Genomic DNA, 19935 nt, shown 5'->3' with positions numbered 1-19935 from the left:
GGCCGCGCTGATTCAGGAGCTATTATGACTGCCACACAGCCGCTGCCTAAACCCGTTATTCCGGTCGGTATTCTCTATTCAGTGTCAGGCGATTATGCGGTGATCGGGCGCGAGATGCTCAACGGCATCCTGCTGGCGATTGAGGAGATAAACGCCAATCCCGCCCATCCGTTTACCCTGGCGCCCGTAATCCGCGATCCGCAGGGGTCGCTGGATCTCTATTACGACTATTGCCACGACTTACTCTATCGCCACGGGGTGCGTCATGTGATTGGCTGCTACACGTCTGCGGCGCGGAAGACCATTCTGCCACTAATCGAAGGTGCCAACGCGCTGTTGTGGCATTCCGCGCGCTATGAGGGGTTTGAGAGCAGCAATAGCGTGATTTACCTGGGGGCCAGTCCCAACCAGCATATCCTGCCGATGCTCAGCTGGCTGTTACAGCAGCAGGCGGCGGAGATCTATCACATTGGCTCTAACTATGTCTGGTCATGGGAGATGGATCGCCTTACCCGTGAAGCCGTCATCCCCGCGGGCGGCAGCGTATTGCAGAGTAAATTACTGCCGATGGGGGACGAAAACGTGGAGGCGTTAATCGCGGATATTATCGCCTGCCGCCCGAAAGTCCTCCTGAATACCATGGTCGGTAAAAGCGCCTACAGTTTCTATCGCGCCTGGCACCAGGCCTGCCAGCAGCAGCCTTGGCTAAATGAGGTGCTGAAGCTCAGCCTGACGCTGTGTGAACCGGAAGTGCAGTTAATTGGCGCAGAGGCGTTAGAGGGATATCTGGTTTCTGCCAGCTGGTTTCAGTCGATTGACAGCGCCGCCAACCACCGTTTTCTGAGCAGCTATCATCAGCGCTTTGGTGATCAGGTTTCGCCGTCAGTGGACAGCGAGAGTGCCTGGCTGGCCGGACATTTGCTGGCGAGAGCCATTGCGCGCCACGGCAATGCGGATGTGGACGGTGTGCGTAATGCGGTATTGCAGGATGAGATGGATTCGCCCGCCGGACGGATCCGCCTCGACGCCGACAATAATCACTGCTGGCTGACCCCGCATCTGGCGCGATGCCACAACGGCAGGCTGGAGAGTTTCTGGCAGGCGGAGGCGGCGGTGAAACCCGATCCCTGGCTGGCCAGGGTGGATCTCGCGAGCCTCATGCCGCGCGGAGGTGACGAATGAGCCGAAAAAACGTACAGATGCGCGGATTAAAAGTGTGTGTGATCGGCTGTTCCGACCGTGATAACCACCATCTGGCGCAGCAGTTCAGCCGCATAGGCATTGAGGGGCTGTTCTGTACGGTGTTTCCGGACGAGAGCCAGCTGGCTGACCAGCAGTTACTGGTGTTCGACGGCGATAACTCCACCCTGTTTCACCCCACGAACCCGCTCCCGTGGCCCGCGCTGCCAAAGGTAGCGCTTACCGCCATTGAAACGCCCTCGCGCTTGCAGTGGATTGCTGAACAGAAGATCGACAGCTATATGCGTAAACCGGTGCGCTTTGATGGTGTGATGACCGCTTTTACCCTGGCGCTCAACCATGCCGCGCACATCAGCCAGCTCGACGCACAGCTCCGGCGGCAGGAGGAGCGACTTCGGGCGCGTAAGTTTCTCTTCTCCGCACAGCTGCGGGTGATGAACGCGCTGGGGCTGGATGAGGATGATGCCTACAGCCTGCTGCGCCGCGCCTCAATGGCGCAACACATGACCATTGAAAATCTCAGCTGTGCGCTGCTGAACGACACGGAGGCCTGGCTCAGCCGGCTGAAATCACTGCTGGTAGAATAGGGGGCTTTTTTTGTGGGGGGGATAAATAAAACGGTTTCAGGAGGAGGCCGGAGTGTCGGTGTTACGAGAGAAAGTTAGGTTTTATGAAATGAAAAATCCACGCAGATGCGTGGATTTAAGAGAGTCTGTCAGGTTTCTTAAGGTTGCAAAAACCTCATGAAACAGCAGATTTTAATCAGACGTTTAACCGTGAATTTGAGTGCATCTCATTGATATTTATTTTTTTATTAAAAAATGTACCTTCATAATACTAACTTTTTAGTTGGCATTACTTTCGTAAGGCGAAGGTTGTAGGTTCTACTCCTATTATCGGCACCATATCCTCATCCGCAATCATCCCCAAACGTCCAAAAATCTCTTTAAAAACAGGAGTTTTATTGGTTGTTCGTCCGTATTAGTCCGAGGGTATCCAGTAGAATCCAGATAAAAAAGTGTATAGGATCGTGTATATCTCTGTTCGGTCTAGAAATTCTATACTCATGCGTCTTAACGATATGCAAATCCGTCGCGCCAAGGTTGAAGATAAAGCCTATACGCTTAGCGACGGTCTCGGCCTCTCCCTCCTTATTGAGCCTAACGGCAGTAAAAGCTGGCGGTTCCGCTATCGCTATGCAGGTAAACCTAAAATGATCTCATTTGGTGTTTATCCTATGGTTACGCTTGCTGATGCCCGACAGCGTAGGGAAGAAGCGCGTAAGCAGGTATCAGATGGCATTAACCCAAGCGAAGCCCGCAAAGAACAGAAGCGTGCCTTAAAAGCCGGTGTTGAAAACACGTTTGAAGCACTGGCTCGTGAATGGCACAGTCTTAAAAGTGCAAAATGGTCAGCAGGCTATGCCAGCGACATCATGTAAGCTTTTACTAATGATATTTTTCCGTATGTTGGTGACAGGCCTATCGCTGAGATAAAGCCGCTGGAACTGCTCAATGTGCTAAGGAAAATTGAGGCCCGAGGCGCGCTGGAAAAGATGCGTAAAGTTCGCCAGCGGTGTGCTGAGGTATTTCGTTATTCCATAGCGACGGGTAGGGCGGAGTACAATGCAGCAGCCGACCTATCAACTGCGCTTAGCGTTCACCAATAAACATTTCCCTTTCCCGACCGCTGAAGAAATTCCTGATTTCCTCAAAGCTCTCAATTCCTATAGCGGAAGCATTTTGGTCGTTCTGGCTACTAAATTATTGATGCTTACAGGCGTTAGAACCATCGAGCTGCGAGCTGCTGAATGGAAAGAGTTCAATTTGGATGAAGTACTATGGGAAATCCCCGCAGAAAGAATGAAAAAACGGCGCTCACATCTTGTGCCGCTGTCCCAACAAGCGTTAGATTTAGTTAAGCAAATTCAAACAATGACTGGGAACTATAGGTACGTTTTCCCTGGTCGTAATGAGCCGAGCAAGCCTATGAGTGAAGCAAGCATAAATCAGACAATCAAGCGCATTGGCTACGGTGGTAAGGTCACTGGACATGGCTTTAGGCACACCATGTCTACTATTTTGCATGAACAAGGCTACAACACAGCATGGATTGAAATGCAGCTAGCGCATGTTGATAAGAATAGTATTCGTGGGACTTACAATCATGCTCAATATCTTGATAATCGCAGGAAGATGTTGCAATCATATTCTAACCTTATTTTGGACTAAAAGGATAATAAGATGGGAGAATTTTCTAAACTGGTTGGTGATGTAGGGGAAGGGATTGTTTCACATTTCCTTGATCTTTTTGGCTGGGAGAATCATGCCACTAATAAATATGTTAAATGCCATACTCGGAAACACGACAAGGAAAGTCACGGGATTGATGCGTTATTTGTATATAACTCCCCGTTGGAATCAAATACTATTGAAAATATAATTGTGTCATCAAAGTACTCTTCAAATTCTTACGCAAGTGTGCCGTCAACCTTTAAAGCCCATTTTGAAGATATTGCTACAGCAATCGAGTGTTATGCGAAATCTCAACTTAAAAGGGATGTTAACGATCAAGTCATCTTAAGTGGAAGTTATAGTAGTTGCAGAAAAGTTGATACGGGCGTTCTTTTTTATATTAATAATGAAGAGAGGTCTGAGGAAGAGGATGTCATAGATAAAGTTAAAAGCTCCCAAATAAATAGCAGCCTTAAGTTTAGATCTATACACTTGGTAGATAACAAGAGGGCTTCTTTTTTATACGAAAGTATAAAATATATAAAAAATAAGTACGGTGCGGAAAATGTGAATTTTTTTTACCCACCGACCTCATTAAATTTAATTAATGCACAAAAAAAATATTTTGGGAAGGTATTTCCGGTTGAATACATATCTTCTCCTGTATTACCTATTGTGATTGAAAAAAACAATCAAGAGCAACCAATTTTTTGCCTAATGTCTTGTGAGCCTTTCTCCTTTGAAGCTCTTGAAAGCTTGGTTGCATGTGCCCGTGACTTAGTTTCCGATATATCGAAAAACCTGTTATTTGTTTTTAAAGAATATAATAAGCTAAATGCTAAGGAGGATGTTGATAGTTTATTTTTAGCTATAGGGAAGGATGTAATCATAAATATTGAAGCTTACCGAGCTGACTTTAGAGGTTAATGTAATGGATAATATTATTTTACCAAGCGGAGATAATTTAAAAACTCTGTTATCACAAAGCAAAGTTTCTAAAGCTGAAGTTAAGTCAATATTGCGCCAGCGGGGGGTGTTTGTTTCAAGTGATGAAAAATCTAGCACAGTACCCCTGTTAATAAAAACTCTTATCAGTCCAAAGGAATTTAATGCGTTAAAAGATAAAATAAAGACGAAAGAGCATAGCTCTAAAATAAGCATGCGGACATTAGAGTGGAGTTCCGATGAAACATTAATCGATGCAATAGGGGAAGGTTTTCAGTTAAAAGATTTGATAGATGATCCTTTCTGTAACTATGAGATTGAGGATATTACTGACTTTTATGTTAGAGAGGATAGCGATAATTCAGTAGCATTGGATTTTACTGTAAAGCGAATCGATCTAATGAACGGTTGGAATGAAACTGAGCAGTTTTTTAGCGGAAGAATTGAGCTTGAAAAAGCGAATAAGGAAAATGATAAAGTAGAGGTAAATATATCTCTCAGTCATACTTCTCAAGAAACCAAAATTGTTGCTGACAAAATATTGAAGTCTTTAAAATTATACTTAAAAGATAATGGGCATATAAAGAAAGACTCGGATATTTCAAAAATACAATTTGATCACTTTGACAATGCAGGCAGGATAGCTTTCTTGGAACATATCTCTAAGTCACATGTGCAAAATGAGTTTTACTTTTGCAAAATTGTTGATGTGGATTTTTATCCAGACGAAACATCCGATTTTCCTGAAGAGATGAAATGGCTTGAAAAAAATATTGAAGAGCTAAGAGTTAGGGGTACATTAGGAGAGTCTGTTTTTTTTAGAAACAAAATACTCCACCCTAATCTTAAAATATCTAAATTGGTAGCGAGCTATACTATGCAAGATATTAATTATGATGCAGAGTGTAAAATATCATACGAATATCCTGAGTATTCTTCAAAAAAGGTGGAGACCGCTGAGTTAGTGATTGATTTCAAAGCTTTTAACGGTAAGGGTGCAAGTAGTAGTCAAATAAATGTGATTAAGGCAGGTATAATGAAGACTATTGAATCCACAAAAGTAAAGGCATATGATTTACACAGGGTTAAAGTGGAAAAGTGAATTTTATTCTTCCTGTTTAAGTGTTGGTTAACTAGTGGGGTGGTGCTATTAGTGATTTAATAAAAATATGGGGTGCTTATTGATTAACAAATGCAATTAATTTTCAGGTTATTATTAGTCGCGTTAAAATTGCAGAGTTTTAGATACTCTCTATATTCTCCGCAAGTAATAGAAGATGCATAGCGCGCAATGCTACCCCCGCCTCGCCTGCCCGCTTTATGCATCTTTTTTTATGCAGTTGCACGAGCCAGGCGGAGCCGCGCCGGGCGTGGTCTGAAGCGTTATTTGCAGTCCTGCATTCTGCATGCAAATCCATGCACGCCATGCATGCATCACTCCTTACAAACCGGGCTGGCCAGAAAAAGGGCGTTGAAAGAATGAAAAGCGGAGACAGAAAAGCCGCTGTTTTCAGCGGCCGTGGTGGTTAATGGAGGGTGCGGAAGGCTGAGCCGTATCGCCCGAGCGTCTGGCGTTCTTTCACCGGCTCCGGGGTGATGACGGGAACCGGTTCGGGCTGCGGCGGCGCGGTAATGACCTTCGTGATGCTCTCGCTGGTTTTGAACGTGCAGGAGCAGTCGAGATTGGTGCACTGATGATAGCGCTCCTTCACCTGCTCCGACATATAGCGGCTCGATTTGGCGTGTGCCGGGCTTTTGCAGTACAGGCAGTGCATCATTTCTTTTTACCTTCCCTTATCCACGGACGGTGTACGTGGATGGCATCCCTGCCGTTTCCGGACGTGATACCGGCGAACGAACGTGACCCGCAGCTGCTGGAAAAGATTGCCGGTGAGCTGGCGGTAACCGTGCGCCACCTGATGCAGCGTTTCACCCGCCCGGACGACGCCCGCGATCTGCTCCAGGCGCAGCAGTCGTCAGAAGAAGCGCTGGAAATCAAGCGCAGCGCCGACCCGCTGGTCGACTTCTGCGGCTAACTGACGCCCCTGAGCACGCCGACCGGGCTGTTTATCGGCAACGCGAATATCCGGCCGATGAATCCGCGCCGCTACCTCTATCACGCTTACCTGTCCTTTATGGAAGCCAGAGGCCATCAGCACCCCATGAGCCTGACGGCGTTCGGCCAGGCGGTGCCGCAGACGCTGAAGGAGTACGAGATAGAGCTGCTGAAGCGCAAAACGAAGAACGGCATCCAGACCGGTCTTGAGCTGAGCGAAGACTGCGAGGCCGACTGGCTGCCGCGATGTGATGCATAAGTAAGTCATAACACCAAACCGGCTCCGGCCGGTTTGTGCCAAAAGCAGAAGTTACATGTAAAAGTGAATTCAAAAAGGTAAAACGTTGCGTTTGTAGCTGCTGCCCATTCTTTCTCACGTTGATGACATATTGCATACTTAGTTAAGGGGGGGGAAGTATTGAAAAATATTTCGTTTTCAGTTAAAAAGCCTAAATGTTCTTGTTTATGCAGCAATGCTTATGTCATATTCACAGTAAGAATATGATAATGAAAGATTCTAATAGGTTGATTACTTCTTCTAAATTTATATTAGTCAAGGAAAAGCAATGACACTTTTATGTGACCAAGAATACCCCAATGGCATGTTGACTGATAAATTCATAAAGAAAGCATTGCCGCAATTGTTTTCTGAATACGCTAAGGAGTCCAAAGCTAAATATTCCACATATGAGTTGTCTTTAGATGCCGGTTATGAGCTCATAAAATATGACGACAGTGGCAATATTCAAAGGAATGAAAAAAAAGAATCGACTCGAAGAGTTTGTGCAAGTCCGGGTGATACTATATTAGTCTACTCAAAAGAGGTTTTTTCATTACCAAAAAACGTTTATGCTCGAGTAAATACTGTGGGCCAGATTTTTATAGCTGGGTTTTCCGCTGAGAATACCTATGTTGATCCGGGGTTTAATGGCCAAGTATCTATCACGTTGATAAATAACTCAAACCGGACTTTAACAATGGATGAAGGGATCCCCCTTGCTAGAGTTGAATTTATAAAATTATCAGATGAACCATCAGTAACTCATCAGGGTAGGAGTGGTGTGCGCTCGACAAAAGTTAAGCAAAGCATCGACGAAGATTTAACCTCAACATTTGAAAAGGTTGAGTTAAAAGTGTTGTTTGATGAAATTAAAAAATCTATAGCTATCGATGCTATTCAAAAAAAATCTGTTCGGACAGACATCGCTCTGTCAAGGGCATATATGAAACTAGTTTCAGATATTGATTCAATTAATACATTAATAAAGGACCAAGATAAAAAAATAAAGTATTGGTCTTGGTTGGCGTCATTAGGGTTAGGCACTGCTTCTGCATTTTGGATAGATAAGTTCGGATTAACATATACTGTGGCTGGCTGGATGAGTGATGCCTCGAGTCAACCCATGTGGTTGGTAGTAATTATAAATATTGCATGTTCTATAATAGCCACTTTCCTTTATGAGAAAGTTTTGAAAGGGTTTATCAAATGAGCGCAATAAATCGAAAGAAATTTAGGGAATACTATCAGCCAAGTAAAATAATGCTAGGGATTTTCCCTGATCCTAAGGAAAAAAGATTTAATATAATTACATTATGTTTTACTACTACCTGCTCTTATAATCCACCGATGATATCTATATCAATAGAAGATAGGAATCATTCATACCAATTAGCTGAGCAATCTCAGGAAGTTGTTTTAGCCATCCCTGGAAAGTCGTTAGCTGATGAAACTATGCAATGTGGATTTTATAGTGGCCGAGATGTTGATAAATTTTTGGCATGTGATTTTACAAAATTAAAATTGCCTAATGTAGAGGTGCCCGGTATTGCTGAAGCCATTGCAAATATTGAAGTTAAGGTCATAAATCGTATTAAAACAGGTGACCATATAACATTGTTTTGTGAAGTGCTAGGTTATCACCTGAATAATTCAAGAGTTGAAAAGAATTTAATATCTATCGGTCCAAATACACTTGGATATGATTTATTAGTTAAGAAAGGTATGCATAGAATCGGAGTCGTAAGCGCTGAAGATGAAAAATACCTTGGTTTTTTTAATAGCTAAGTTTTAATGGTTTTTTATTTTAATTCTTATAACCTAAACTAATTTGTCAGATTGAGTGGCTTCATTTCTTCATAAAAATGATATTTCTTGAAGCCACATATTGAATTCAGCTAATTACTTTTAGGTTAAATCAAGTTCGATTTTAACAACTCCATTTGCTTTTCACATTTCTAAATAAGTTGTCGTCCAGCATGAACCCTCATGTTTTTAGGATCATGTGGTTCCCTACAATCATGTCGCTCTGCTTACATTCTTAATCCTCAAAAACTCATCTTTAGCGTCCATTATAGAGAGTATGATTTGGATGCCGTCCTTTCGATCGTTAGGTAAATACCTGATGCTGTTTGCGCTCTAGTGACCCTTTACTATATGTGACTAAATCATCGTGCATTTTTTGCTCATGGCATCCGTTCAGCTTAGATTATAGACGATGCTAAAACCGTGACGTTTTGCCATCATCGTTCATCCTGACTTGGATTTGCCTAGCAGTGAAGGTGACAGGTTGCTTTGATGCAATACATAACTATAAATATATAAAGTCCCCAAACTGGCCATATCGATTTTACGCTTCGAAGCGACCAGTATTCACCTTCAGGTGAACAGTGATGAATAGTAACCCCATGAGTGATCACCAATTAAATTACTGATAATTAAGTATAAAAATCAAAGGTGAACACTTTTCCGTAAAATCTTTTTTTGGCTATCAATGGAGCTAAAACCTGAAATGTTGATACAATCTGGCCGCGCATGTGGTTCATAACTGTGAGTAGAGTTTCTAGCTCAGGGAATGGCTAATGAGGAAAGGGGTATATAGGAAGCGTCCATTCATCCATGCTTCCACTAATGTGTATAGCTTTGTGTATAAATGATTTTTACTTTTAATTTTTATTTTATCGATCAATAACTTATGTTATCTGATCCATTCCTGTTATCGCACCAATCAAGCATCTCTCAAAGTCTACTCCAGTTCACTGAAAACCATTATAATCAGCATCTTCCAGCTCTCGCTTGTATTCTGATGTCTACTGCCCCCCCAAATATACATGCATATGGGGATACATTTGGGGTATGTGCTGTTCGGTCTTATGGATATACCTCCAATGAAACTTAACGCCCGTCAGGTTGATACCGCAAAGCCAAAAGATGAACCTTACAAACTCTCTGGTGGTGGGGGACTTTACCTTTTGATTATTGGTAGCTTTGACCTGCTCCCAGTTGATTAACACATTATGAACTCAGCAAAGTCCGCTCTTGGCACATTGCGGAAGGGCTAACGGCCCGCAGTAAGTGAGTAACGGATGTTTACTGCTGACAATGATCGCACCCAAGATAAGATAGGTGGTGTCACTCAATCTATCCAAGGTACAGCTTCACCAATATAAGTGTGTGTGCAGCAACGACATGTCACCTTAACGTCATCTCTCGTGATTGAAGGATTTACCTGTTGCAGAATTCCATTCTCATCAACAAATAGACCTGGGTAAAAACTGCTTTCACCAATGCAGACTAAATCCCTTCGCTGATGCTTATGTAGCGCGACCAACCAGAATACCGGCTCGGTGGTATCAAGACGTCCACATACTTCACTGAATATTTCATCCCACGGTTTGCCAATCTGTTTGATCAGAAAATAAAACAATGGTGTGTAGTCTCGGCCACGCTTCTGTCTGCTATGCATTGTCTCGCGCTTTACCAGTAGCTCATCTCCGACTTTTTTGCGATTTCGTTCCCACCGATACTCAGCACCTGGATTATTAGAATGGTGCCGCGTCGTCGTGTTGACGCTGCGATATAGTTTACGGGACTTATTCTGCTGATGAATACGCATAGCTCGATCTCGTACATCCTTTCTTTTGTGGGTCAGTAGCCCCACTCGGACCTTGTGTTGTTGCATAAAAAACGGACAGTCTTAAAGTCTTTCTCATTCTGCTCAAATACCGTCCTACTGACAACTACCAAAGGTCGGCTTCTGGCTCTAAGCGGGCTAAAGCCGACAGATTTGAAGAGATAAGGGTATAGATGAACTATCCATACCCTTGAACGATTACTTCCCAGTTGATTTGCTTGGTTTCAGTCCTGGGGTATTACCGGGTGTATCCTTATTATCACGTCTGCGTTGATCGGGTTTTCCTGTTGATTTTGCAATTGGTTTTGGACCAGGTTTAAGCCCCATAATCGTGCTCCTTAGCGTTGTCGGAGGTTATTCCTCAGTGTGGGTGTAAGTGGAACTATAAGAATTATCAAGCTCAAATGGGTGTTGGATAATGACTACTAGAATATTATGTGAGCAATGTCAGTGTTTGACATGTAGCGACCGGTCCGATACTGACGTAGGTTGCATATTGTTCGCGATGAGCCCTCAACAATGAGGGCCTCCTCGGAGATTGTCAGGATGATTGCGCCAATTGCCGATGCAGGACCTGCAGACTAGTTCCCGCTCCAGCCCATGCAGTAGCCGAGCCGACCACATACAAGTTTTGCTTGGCGCGTGAGACGGCTACATTGATTATATTTGGCGGGCTTGCCGCCCACTGACGCGCCCTTTGCTGACTCGCTTTCGGCGCACCCAGCAACAGGATGACCGTGTCCGCTTCTCGACCCTGGAACGTGTGGATCGTGCCTATACGATCAGGGCACCACTCATCCAACTTCACGCCGAACGCCCGCAGCAGATTAGTTTCACTTTCGAGACGCCGACGCATGTTCTGCTCTACGATCTTGAATGGTGTAATGATAAATACGTCCGGATTTGTAATGCCCGATGCTGCCAGTTCTTTGAGCATTCGTACCACCGCTTCGCCCTCGTCGGGGCACCACTTTGTCTCAGCATTGCCATTGATATCCACCCAGCGAGATCTTCCTAATGCCGAGCCAATAGATCCTGGTCTTTTAGGCCCGACAGCATGGACCATCTGCCCGGCATAGGCGATGGAGTTAGAAACATCGAACATGGGGTTCTGGCAACGCCTGTGAACGAGCAGTGGCAGGCCGACTTCTCGATCACCTACATCCATGACAAAGGTGGATTTGAAGCGCGATGCCTGATCAGCAAGTGTCTGTGTAGATGCTGCGGGGGCAGACCATTCGTTCTGGTCAATGTCAAAGAACTTGCAGATTTCGGCGTTCAGCTTTTCAGGAAGTGAAACTACAGGTGGGATTTGCAACGGGTCACCTACCACGATGGAGCGCTTTGCCCGCATGATAGCTCCCACTGCTGCCTGAGGAACGGCCTGGCCCGCTTCATCTATCAGAAGCCAGCCTATGCTCTCTGGTGGCAGATCCCCGAACATCGTACGAACAGAGGCGAATGTCGTGGACACGGTCGGCACGACCATGAAAAGGCTCGACCAAAGGTCGGGGAGAAGTTCACGGTGAGCAGAAGACTGAAAGGCACCAGCTACCATGCCCGACATCAATAGCCCAAGATTGTGTTGCAAGCGGCTGGCCGAAGCATCGATGAACGTTTTATGCACAGTCAGGGCAGCGGCGAAAAGATCCTCCCGTAGGCGATGAACCTCATCGGGAAGCCATGGCGCAGTCAGGTGGATCGCCTCGTGATCACGCTCGAAGAATCTCTCATCAACGACCCTGTCTCCCATGCGGTTTCGTGCCTGTTCCTCGGTCGCCTTCAATTTCGAAACAGCCTGATATTTTCTGGAAATTTCCTGGTCGAGTTGCTGTAACTGGGCCTCAGTATTGCTCCATTTAGTCCTTGCAAGCTCCAGGGCTCCGTCTGTCTCCTGCGCCCGTAAGACTGATTGCTGCAAGGTCGCCGAGAGCTTCTGAAGAGTTGATCTCCACGACTTCCAAGCCGCAGTCGCGAACAAGCGGGAGAAGAAACCTGGACGGCAAGCAAGATGACTGTCGAGCATGATCTTGTCCTGCTCGATCTGCGATTTTGTCTTCTCATGCTCTCGTTGGCAGGATTCAGCAATCTGGTGTGCCTCTTCAACGGCTTCATTCAGACTCGGCCGACGCTGTTCAACCCTTTGAAGTTCGGTGGTCGCTTCCTTTAGTGCCAGGATATCCCGTCGCATCTCTTCGATACTGGCGATTTCGGCCTCTACCGTCTCCTTAAGTTTAAGGAAAACGGTTCGCGCTTTCCGCCAGGCCGCTAAAGCGTCCGCTTCGTTGGTGCTGGGCCGCTCATTGACAACCACGCTGGGCATCACACGATCAATGATTTCGCCAGTTCGTTCGTCCTTGATCTCACGCATGACATTTATGCCGCGAGCTGCTTTCAGGTAGGTAAGGAAACCACCGTCTTCATTCCACCAGAAACCTTGCTGGAACGCGCCTCGGTTGCTGCTTTTGCCGAGAGCAGCGGCGATCAGCCCCCAGGTTTCGACAGGGTCGGAGGGGATGTCCCCCTCGGCCTCGGCCTCGGCTTCGAAATAGCCTACGCGTTTGGGGTTCGCAATCAGGTCGCTGATGGACCGAAAATAGGCGATCTGTTCATGGCGACCATTGGCCTCCTTGAGAGGAAGCTCTTTACTGACGTTCTCGACCGCTTTGTTATTGGAGGACGCTACAACAATCTCATGGCCCCTCAAGGATGCATGTAGCTTGTAGAAGTGCAGGAAGGCATTGGAGCCGAATGCCAGCTTCTCGCCTGAGGTGGAAAATGCATCCTGCGGTTTGTTGAAGCCGCACATCGCCGTGGCCCGATCGAGAATGCACCCAACGACAATATCCCGCAGAAGAGTGGTCTTTCCGGTACCCGGTGGTCCGTTGACACCGATGATGCCTGAAGCCTTATTCAGCTCAGCTCGCGCCGCATTCACGGCAGCCTGCTGAAGCAATACCAATGGATGGCCGCCTTTCGAAGGCCAACGAGCCTGCGGCATGAGCGACGGTGCGACGAAAGGCTCAACTGCGGAAATGGGCGATAGCACGTCGATTTTCTGGTCAGGCCTGCCAATTCCCATGTAGCGGTGCAAACCGGTTCCGGCTTTGCCCGTCTCGAGCAATTTGGTTGCTTCACCGAGATCTTCAAGATAGAAGGAATTGAGTAACGAAGGTTCAGGCGGCGCTTTGGCCTTGAAATGATGAAACACCTTAATCGCGAATGTGGGTGGCTCAACCAAATGCTCGGGTACACCGAACTGAGACACAAGCCATCTATAAGCGTTAAGAACGACATCCAAATCGAGCGGTATGGGTTCTCCATCTTCGTTGTGGCGGCGAACTCTTCGATCCAGATGCTCAATAATGCGTGGCTCAACATTCGGCCAATTCCCTAAGCTCCCAAGCTTCAGATCGAGAGCCGGCTTGAGTGCCCAGGCAAAACTGGAAACAGCAACGCCCTTGTCCTCAAGCACATAGCCTTCTTTGTCGATCAGGATCGAACCAATGGCCGCTTTCTTACCGTCCGGGCGTGAACGCTCCTCATCCTCGCCAAAAACCTTGACCAGCTCGTCCGTCGCCTTATCGAGAGCGATGGAGCCGAGGACGACCTCGAAATAAAGCTTATAACTGGGCTTGCTGCGGGCATTTGGTCCCCATGGAACACCTCGCTCCAATAGAGCAACCTTGGATCGATCGCCGGTTGCCATATCCTCTGGGCGTTTATAACTTTGAGGCGACAGTGCTTCGAGGGCTGTCCATGCTGCCAGTATTGCTCGCGCATCATTCGCCTTATCTGACGGAGAGAATGAGGGGAGTGGACCTGGATCGATTTGGTCTTTGTCATATTGCTGTCGCATGGCAGCGTCTGGGATAGTCTTTGGTTGCAGTTGCTCTACATCTGCAGTCGCATTGTGGGGCATAGCTTGAAAAGATTGTGTGGGCGTCGAATCGGGATGACGTGTTGATGGGCTGGAAGCCGACGTGGCGACCACACTGCGGTCGTTAATTACAATTAGAGCTTGCTCGATTTTAGACGTCAGCGTCCGCGCCCTGGCAGTGTTGCGAAAGGTCAGTTCGCTCAACAGCTGTTCAAGTTCACTAACATTGTTGCGGGACTGTTCGAAGATTGCTTCCAGATCGAAGATAGATTTTTGCGCATACTGCCGTGTATTCATTTCTTTCTGCGGCTCCATATCCCTTCAGTTAAGAGATATTATGCTAATTAGCTTGATTTCTAAAACTATTAACTTTCGCTCATGAGGTAGATCCAGATTTCGGTGGCATGCTCAACTGGCTGCTTACGTGAGAAGACGCACTCTGTGCAAATCAATATAATGCAGGTTGTTGGTATGACTTGATGGTTGAGGGATAGCCAAAGGCTATTACCTGTGAACGTGAGGTACAGTAATAAGTTTTTGGCATCTTGATAGATTTTTATTCGCGTGTCTATGAGCACATTGACTTCGTCTCTACGCATTAATGATATGCGACATATTGCCCAAGCCCCTATACTTTTTGATCTCTTGTTAGCAAGTGGATTTCCTTATTCCCATTAGCTAAACTGTGCGGCTGGATTCCTCCCAGCGACTACGCGCAGAGCGAACCATGATCCGCAGAAAAAAACCATTTAATACACTTTCCCGCCGTCAGCGTCGCGCCCGTACACAACACGTTAAGAATCTGATCTACCGCGAGCGTCAGCGCTGCGGAGGACTGCATTATGATGATTGCGATTCTGAAAATGCCGAGGCCATTGCTGCAGGTTGGGTGTGGACCTGGAGCGATGTTTTATTCCTGGGTAATTCTCCAGATCTGTACTGGAATGCGGAGATCATTACCATTGACGTAGCGCGTGCGGATATTGCGGAAAATCTGGTATTTGAAGAAGCTCATGCAATGTTGAACCAAAGCCAGCAGGAAGATGAAGCCCGCATGGATACAACGTCAAACTTTAATACTAATGGGAAGGTGATTAGCCATACGGTGATAGAACGTACGCGCGTTTCTTACCCTCAGTTCGATGGATTAACCTATTTCGAGTACATTGATAAACGCTTGGCCGAAGTCATGCGCGACAATCCGCCTATAGTTACTCATGGCTACCGCATTCAATCTGGCTATCGTAGCGGCATTGGTTTGCAAATCATCGTGGAAGAGCCTGTGCTCACTCGCGAGATTATCGACAGTGCGATCCACTCATTTTTGGCTGGGGAAATGCCCCTGGTCCCCCAGGTTGACAAAATTATGAAGCAAACTCTTTTTAAGCAACCTGGCAATAAAAGCTGAAATGCACCCGATGAAATCTATGGCGGGCGAATGAACGTGTGAACATGAATTCGTCCCAGTAGCAGGCTCGGATGCCACAGGAATGAGTTCAGATATCAAGGCTGATACCTGATGCTTTTGAACGCTACTTAAGCCCTTTTTTATTGCAATTTATCTGTACTCCTTGCAGATATGGCGGATCGAATGGGAAAAGTTTTAAGTCGACGTCCAGACTTATATTGGCGATCCGCGGTCACTCCAGGAAGAATTTGACACCATTCGTGCGACTCAACTTGGGTTCATCCTGGTATGCGTGCAGCCAGTGATAAGCAGCAATGAAATCGATGCTCATCTCGCAGATTTCGTGTCATTTAGTATCTCTTACGCGATGCAAAACGGTGCAACAAAAGCTCGTTAGTTAATGAGTAAATACTAATCCTGGCAAAGGCGGAAAATCAGACAGATTATTTATCGGTTCAGTATCCGCTTATGGCACGGAATGGACAAGTTAACTGGGCTGAAGGTCTGCTTTGAGCCGGGAGTTCAATTGACGGATAGAACACACTTATTGAATCGCTCTGCGAGTCAATGGAAGAAAATCGTACTCATGCCTGTTCTCATTTTTGACTGCGCTTTATGAGATGGGTTGAGACATTATGAAAAGAAAAATCCACGCAACCGCGTGGATTTTATGAAGTTTTCAAGCCTACATACGATTCATTGATATCGCATGAGAAAACAGAAGCGAATCAGACGTTAAACAGGAAGTTCATCACATCGCCATCTTTCACGATGTACTCTTTCCCTTCTGAACGCATCTTGCCGGCTTCTTTCGCACCCTGTTCACCCTTGCAGGAGATAAAGTCATCAAATGCGATGGTCTGCGCGCGGATAAAGCCTTTTTCGAAGTCGGTGTGAATTTTACCGGCAGCCTGAGGGGCAGTCGCGCCCACCGGGATAGTCCAGGCACGCACTTCTTTCACGCCTGCGGTGAAATAGGTCTGCAGATTCAGCAGGGCGTAACCGGCGCGGATCACGCGGTTCAGGCCCGGCTCTTCCAGTCCCAGCTCCGCCATGAACTCGTCACGCTCTTCATCTTCCAGCTCGGCGATATCAGATTCCACTGCGGCACACACCGGTACCACCACTGAACCTTCCGCTGCTGCGATAGCGCGAACCTGATCCAGATAGGGGTTGTTCTCAAAACCGTCTTCATTAACGTTAGCAATGTACATGGTCGGTTTCAGGGTCAGGAAGCTCAGATAGCGAATCGCCGCTTTCTCATCGGCATCCAGATTCAGAGAGCGCAGCATGCCCGCTTCAGAAAGGTGCGGCAGGCATTTTTCCAGCGCAGCCAGCTCGGCTTTTGCATCTTTGTCGCCGCCTTTGGCTTTCTTCTGCACGCGCTGAATCGCACGCTCACAGGTATCAAGGTCAGAGAGTGCCAGCTCGGTGTTAATCACGTCGATATCTTCCGCCGGGTTAACTTTACCCGCGACGTGGATGATGTTGTCATTTTCAAAGCAGCGCACCACGTGACCGATCGCTTCGGTTTCACGGATGTTGGTCAGGAACTGGTTACCCAGGCCTTCACCTTTAGACGCGCCTTTCACCAGACCCGCGATATCGACGAATTCCATGGTAGTCGGCACCACGCGCTGCGGCTTAACAATCTCCGAGAGCTGGTCGAGACGCAGGTCAGGCATGGGCACCACGCCCGTGTTAGGCTCAATGGTGCAGAAGGGGAAGTTAGCCGCTTCGATACCCGCTTTGGTCAGCGCGTTAAACAGAGTGGATTTACCGACGTTCGGCAGGCCCACGATACCGCATTTGAATCCCATGGTTTGATACCCTTTATAACTGGATGGACAGTGCGCCCGATGGCGAGCTGTCGGAGAAGAATTGAAAAATTCCGCGCATTATACACGGAATTGCGACGATTCGGGCGTTTAAGCAGGTTTGAAGGCGTGCAGCCGGTTCATGGCTTTGATGCGATCCTCTTTCAGCCACAGCTCAGTGCAGCGCGCCGCCTCATCAATCGCCTCATCAATCAGCTTCTGCTCGCTGACGGGCGGTTTACCCAGCACAAATCCGGTCACCTTATTGCGATCGCCGGGATGACCGATACCGATGCGCAGGCGGTGAAAATTGTTGTTGTTGCCCAGTTTGCTGATGATGTCTTTCAGACCATTATGGCCGCCGTGGCCGCCACCCTGCTTAAATTTCGCGACGCCGGGCGGTAAATCGAGTTCATCATGCGCCACCAGAATCTCTTCAGGCGCGATGCGATAAAAGGTCGCCATCGCCGCCACCGCTTTACCGCTCAGGTTCATAAAGGTGGTCGGCACCAGCAGGCGGACATCCTCTCCGGCTATCGCCAGACGGGCGGTGTAGCCATAGAATTTGCCTTCCTCTTTCAGAGACTGATTGTGGCGTTCCGCCAGTAAATCCAGATACCAGGCACCCGCATTATGGCGCGTGGCGGCATATTCAGCGCCAGGATTGGCCAGTCCCACAATCAGTTTAATGCTGCTCACAATGATTATCCTGCTGTTATCGCGAAAGGGCGTTAGTTTACTTCGCGACAGGCGAGATGACAAAGCAGAAGCAGTCAAATGGTTCATCAGCGTGATTAATCATTTTCTATCGGAATCAACAGTCTGCAATCAGGACCAGGCGAAGCTTTATGGTTGATGTGTGATCCAGCCCGCATCGCGGGGCTGAGCCATTGCCTAAACTTATGACACTTAACATTGTGTGCGGTTATTGGCTCTTATGGATGGAGGTGCATTATGAAACATCATCACTGCCGTGTAGCGGGTAACACGCTAATGGTACTGGGATTAGTTACCATGGTTCTGGGCGTCGGTTTCTCTATTATGAACCAGCTGCCCGCGCTCGATCTGCCTCAGTCTCTGGCGCAGGGCGCTATCTTCAGCATCTTTATTGGTGCGCTGCTCTGGCTGGTGGGCGCCCGGGTCAGTGGCCGGGAAAAGATTGAAGATCGTTATTACTGGGTGCGTCACTATGACCAGCGCTGCCGCCGGTCACATAACTCACACCACTAAATAATGGCAGCAGGCAGCGGATGCTGCGCTGTGCGGTTCCGGCCGCTGGCCTTGGCGTGGTAGAGCGCCGCATCCGCCTGCACCAGTAACGCTTCAAAACCCTGCTGATGATGTGTGGCCGTGGCAAAGCCAATGCTAACCGAATAGGCAATCGCATTATGTTGTGATGCACAGACCGCCAGCCGGATTGTCTCACACCACGCTTCTGTCTCCTGTGCCGTCGCCGGAATGATGGCCGCAAATTCCTCTCCGCCCAGTCGCGCAAAACGTCCCCCCGTTGGAATCAGTGCGTTCACCACCTCGCAAAAGTGGATCAGAATCTGGTCGCCCTGCTGATGCCCGTAGCGATCGTTGATGCTTTTGAAATGGTCCAGGTCGAACAGGATAGCGCTGAAGGGCCGGTTCTGGCGATGGCATCGCGCCGCAATGTTCTCTGCTTCGCTGAACAGGGCGCGGCGGTTCCAGACGCGGGTCAGCGGGTCGTGCAGGGAAGCATGTTTCAGGGTCTGCTGCATCCGTTCATTCACCATCGCCAGAATGGTGAAGGTGAGGCCAATAACAAACAGAATCGACTCCAGGATAACGTAAACCGAGAAAGCCGACCCGCCAATCGCGCCTGGCAGCCCGCTGGCAACGGCGTTATCCAGAAACAGCCGGGCCAGATGGAACAGCAGATGGATCCAGAGCAGCAGCTGAGCCGGCCAGAAGGTGGCTTTCAGCGTGTCACGAGCCAGCCAGACCAGCTGGATCAGGGCGGCGGTATAGGCGACGCAGGCAAGACAGAGCACCACTACCCGTTTCGGCAGGCTGTCGTAAAATGCCGGGAAACAGCAGAGCAGCGCCCAGAGCAGGGCACCCAGCAGCCAGTGGCTGCCAATGGGTTTGTCACAGAAGCGGCGAAAGGCATTCAGCAACCCGCCATAGGCCAGCATCACCAGCACGTTCCCGACGGCCACCGGCAGAAAATGGAAGCCGCTGCTGCGCAGGCTGCTTAAAAAGACCGCCACCAGCGTCAGGACCAGCGACAGCAGGGTAAAGCCCAGCACGCGATCGTACTGCGATCCGACCCAGGCAAAGATCATGATCAGGCTTAAAAAGCCCAGCACATAGAGCTCGCAAATAAACAGGGTATAGATATCGAGAGTCATGATGGCCGGGTTCTGATGAGAAATGGGCAGCAAAGTACCATTTAACGGCAGCGGGCAGAAGCGGGAAACGAGGCCATTGATGAAAAGAGTGCGTGGCGTTGCAAAC

14 protein-coding genes and 4 pseudogenes are annotated in these 19935 nt (G+C 47.8%); 11 read left to right on the top strand and 7 right to left on the bottom strand.

The genetic code is table 11. The annotated features are described in order from the left end of the window. The first annotated feature begins 24 nt into the window (after positions 1-24). The 5 genes and pseudogenes from OXR04_RS05810 to OXR04_RS05790 all read left to right on the top strand — a co-directional run bounded on the left by OXR04_RS05810 (position 25) and on the right by OXR04_RS05790 (position 5481). On the top strand, positions 25-1182 hold the full coding sequence (locus OXR04_RS05810; protein ID WP_267369432.1) for a transporter substrate-binding domain-containing protein: 1158 nt from the start codon (positions 25-27) through the stop codon (positions 1180-1182). Further along, positions 1179-1787, top strand: coding sequence for an ANTAR domain-containing protein (locus tag OXR04_RS05805; RefSeq protein ID WP_140028435.1), 609 nt, complete (start codon positions 1179-1181; stop codon positions 1785-1787). Before OXR04_RS05810 ends, OXR04_RS05805 begins: the two co-directional genes overlap by 4 nt. A gap of 479 nt (positions 1788-2266) precedes the next feature. Further along, a pseudogene (locus OXR04_RS05800) lies at positions 2267-3431 on the top strand (tyrosine-type recombinase/integrase). Positions 3432-3443: 12 nt separating this feature from the next. Continuing rightward, the gene (locus OXR04_RS05795) at positions 3444-4361 is read left to right on the top strand and encodes a hypothetical protein (RefSeq protein WP_267369431.1); all 918 of its coding nucleotides are present in this window, start codon (positions 3444-3446) and stop codon (positions 4359-4361) included. A gap of 4 nt (positions 4362-4365) precedes the next feature. Then, entirely contained in the window at positions 4366-5481 is a 1116-nt protein-coding gene (locus OXR04_RS05790) for a hypothetical protein (protein ID WP_267369430.1), read from the top strand. Between the two features lie 424 nt (positions 5482-5905). On the opposite strand, the gene OXR04_RS05785 is transcribed toward OXR04_RS05790, so the two are convergent. Beyond that, complete coding sequence (locus OXR04_RS05785; protein ID WP_267369429.1) at positions 5906-6157, bottom strand: ogr/Delta-like zinc finger family protein; 252 nt, start codon at positions 6155-6157, stop codon at positions 5906-5908. 48 nt (positions 6158-6205) lie between these two features. Here OXR04_RS05785 and OXR04_RS05780 point away from each other — a divergent pair. The 3 genes and pseudogenes from OXR04_RS05780 to OXR04_RS05770 form a co-directional block, all read left to right on the top strand. Beyond that, positions 6206-6694: pseudogene (locus OXR04_RS05780) on the top strand (primase-like DNA-binding domain-containing protein); the annotation flags it as partial. A 307-nt stretch (positions 6695-7001) separates the two neighbouring features. Continuing rightward, positions 7002-7925, top strand: a complete 924-nt coding sequence (locus OXR04_RS05775; protein WP_267369428.1) for a hypothetical protein — start codon at positions 7002-7004, stop codon at positions 7923-7925. Continuing rightward, positions 7922-8500, top strand: a complete 579-nt coding sequence (locus tag OXR04_RS05770; RefSeq protein WP_267369427.1) for a flavin reductase family protein — start codon at positions 7922-7924, stop codon at positions 8498-8500. Before OXR04_RS05775 ends, OXR04_RS05770 begins: the two co-directional genes overlap by 4 nt. Before the next feature lie 240 nt (positions 8501-8740). Here the strand turns inward: OXR04_RS05770 and OXR04_RS05765 are convergent. Beyond that, positions 8741-8833: pseudogene (locus OXR04_RS05765) on the bottom strand (portal protein); the annotation flags it as partial. 767 nt (positions 8834-9600) lie between these two features. On the opposite strand from OXR04_RS05765, the pseudogene OXR04_RS05760 reads away from it, so the two are divergent. Beyond that, positions 9601-9687, top strand: a pseudogene (locus OXR04_RS05760) (DUF4102 domain-containing protein); the annotation flags it as partial. Between the two features lie 161 nt (positions 9688-9848). On the opposite strand, the gene OXR04_RS05755 reads toward OXR04_RS05760, so the two are convergent. Then, positions 9849-10328, bottom strand: coding sequence for a hypothetical protein (locus tag OXR04_RS05755; protein WP_267369426.1), 480 nt, complete (start codon positions 10326-10328; stop codon positions 9849-9851). 559 nt (positions 10329-10887) lie between these two features. Continuing rightward, positions 10888-14523, bottom strand: a complete 3636-nt coding sequence (locus OXR04_RS05750; protein ID WP_058956648.1) for an AAA domain-containing protein — start codon at positions 14521-14523, stop codon at positions 10888-10890. A gap of 430 nt (positions 14524-14953) precedes the next feature. Between OXR04_RS05750 and OXR04_RS05745 the strand changes: the two genes are divergently transcribed. Next, on the top strand, positions 14954-15634 hold the full coding sequence (locus tag OXR04_RS05745; protein WP_058956600.1) for a hypothetical protein: 681 nt from the start codon (positions 14954-14956) through the stop codon (positions 15632-15634). Positions 15635-16362: 728 nt separating this feature from the next. Here OXR04_RS05745 and ychF read toward each other — a convergent pair. Together ychF and pth are read right to left on the bottom strand one after the other, a co-directional pair. Beyond that, on the bottom strand, positions 16363-17454 hold the full coding sequence (gene ychF, locus OXR04_RS05740; RefSeq protein WP_267369425.1) for a redox-regulated ATPase YchF: 1092 nt from the start codon (positions 17452-17454) through the stop codon (positions 16363-16365). A gap of 108 nt (positions 17455-17562) precedes the next feature. Beyond that, positions 17563-18150, bottom strand: a complete 588-nt coding sequence (gene pth / locus OXR04_RS05735; protein ID WP_009090644.1) for an aminoacyl-tRNA hydrolase — start codon at positions 18148-18150, stop codon at positions 17563-17565. A gap of 255 nt (positions 18151-18405) precedes the next feature. Between pth and ychH the strand changes: the two genes are divergently transcribed. Then, a complete protein-coding gene (gene ychH, locus OXR04_RS05730; protein WP_009090642.1) occupies positions 18406-18681 on the top strand; it encodes a stress-induced protein YchH in 276 nt (91 codons plus the stop codon). Here ychH and OXR04_RS05725 read toward each other — a convergent pair. Further along, positions 18678-19829, bottom strand: a complete 1152-nt coding sequence (locus tag OXR04_RS05725; protein ID WP_267369424.1) for a GGDEF domain-containing protein — start codon at positions 19827-19829, stop codon at positions 18678-18680. The two genes, ychH and OXR04_RS05725, sit on opposite strands and share 4 nt — an antisense overlap. Positions 19830-19935 lie beyond the last annotated feature (106 nt).

Source organism: Pantoea sp. GM_Pan_3, from assembly GCF_026541045.1.
Lineage (GTDB): Bacteria > Pseudomonadota > Gammaproteobacteria > Enterobacterales > Enterobacteriaceae > Pantoea > Pantoea anthophila.
This window is presented reverse-complemented; position numbering and strand designations above follow the sequence as displayed.

Bases quoted from the DNA above. Each gene is read 5' to 3' on its own strand.
- OXR04_RS05805 (WP_140028435.1), top strand. From the start codon at position 1,179: ATGAGCCGAAAAAACGTACAGATGCGCGGATTAAAAGTGTGTGTGATC.
- OXR04_RS05745 (WP_058956600.1), top strand. From the start codon at position 14,954: ATGATCCGCAGAAAAAAACCATTTAATACACTTTCCCGCCGTCAGCGT.
- OXR04_RS05725 (WP_267369424.1), bottom strand. From the start codon at position 19,829: ATGACTCTCGATATCTATACCCTGTTTATTTGCGAGCTCTATGTGCTG.
- ychH (WP_009090642.1), top strand. From the start codon at position 18,406: ATGAAACATCATCACTGCCGTGTAGCGGGTAACACGCTAATGGTACTG.
- OXR04_RS05775 (WP_267369428.1), top strand. From the start codon at position 7,002: ATGACACTTTTATGTGACCAAGAATACCCCAATGGCATGTTGACTGAT.
- OXR04_RS05755 (WP_267369426.1), bottom strand. From the start codon at position 10,328: ATGCGTATTCATCAGCAGAATAAGTCCCGTAAACTATATCGCAGCGTC.
- OXR04_RS05750 (WP_058956648.1), bottom strand. From the start codon at position 14,523: ATGAATACACGGCAGTATGCGCAAAAATCTATCTTCGATCTGGAAGCA.
- OXR04_RS05770 (WP_267369427.1), top strand. From the start codon at position 7,922: ATGAGCGCAATAAATCGAAAGAAATTTAGGGAATACTATCAGCCAAGT.
- OXR04_RS05785 (WP_267369429.1), bottom strand. From the start codon at position 6,157: ATGATGCACTGCCTGTACTGCAAAAGCCCGGCACACGCCAAATCGAGC.
- ychF (WP_267369425.1), bottom strand. From the start codon at position 17,454: ATGGGATTCAAATGCGGTATCGTGGGCCTGCCGAACGTCGGTAAATCC.
- OXR04_RS05795 (WP_267369431.1), top strand. From the start codon at position 3,444: ATGGGAGAATTTTCTAAACTGGTTGGTGATGTAGGGGAAGGGATTGTT.
- OXR04_RS05790 (WP_267369430.1), top strand. From the start codon at position 4,366: ATGGATAATATTATTTTACCAAGCGGAGATAATTTAAAAACTCTGTTA.
- OXR04_RS05810 (WP_267369432.1), top strand. From the start codon at position 25: ATGACTGCCACACAGCCGCTGCCTAAACCCGTTATTCCGGTCGGTATT.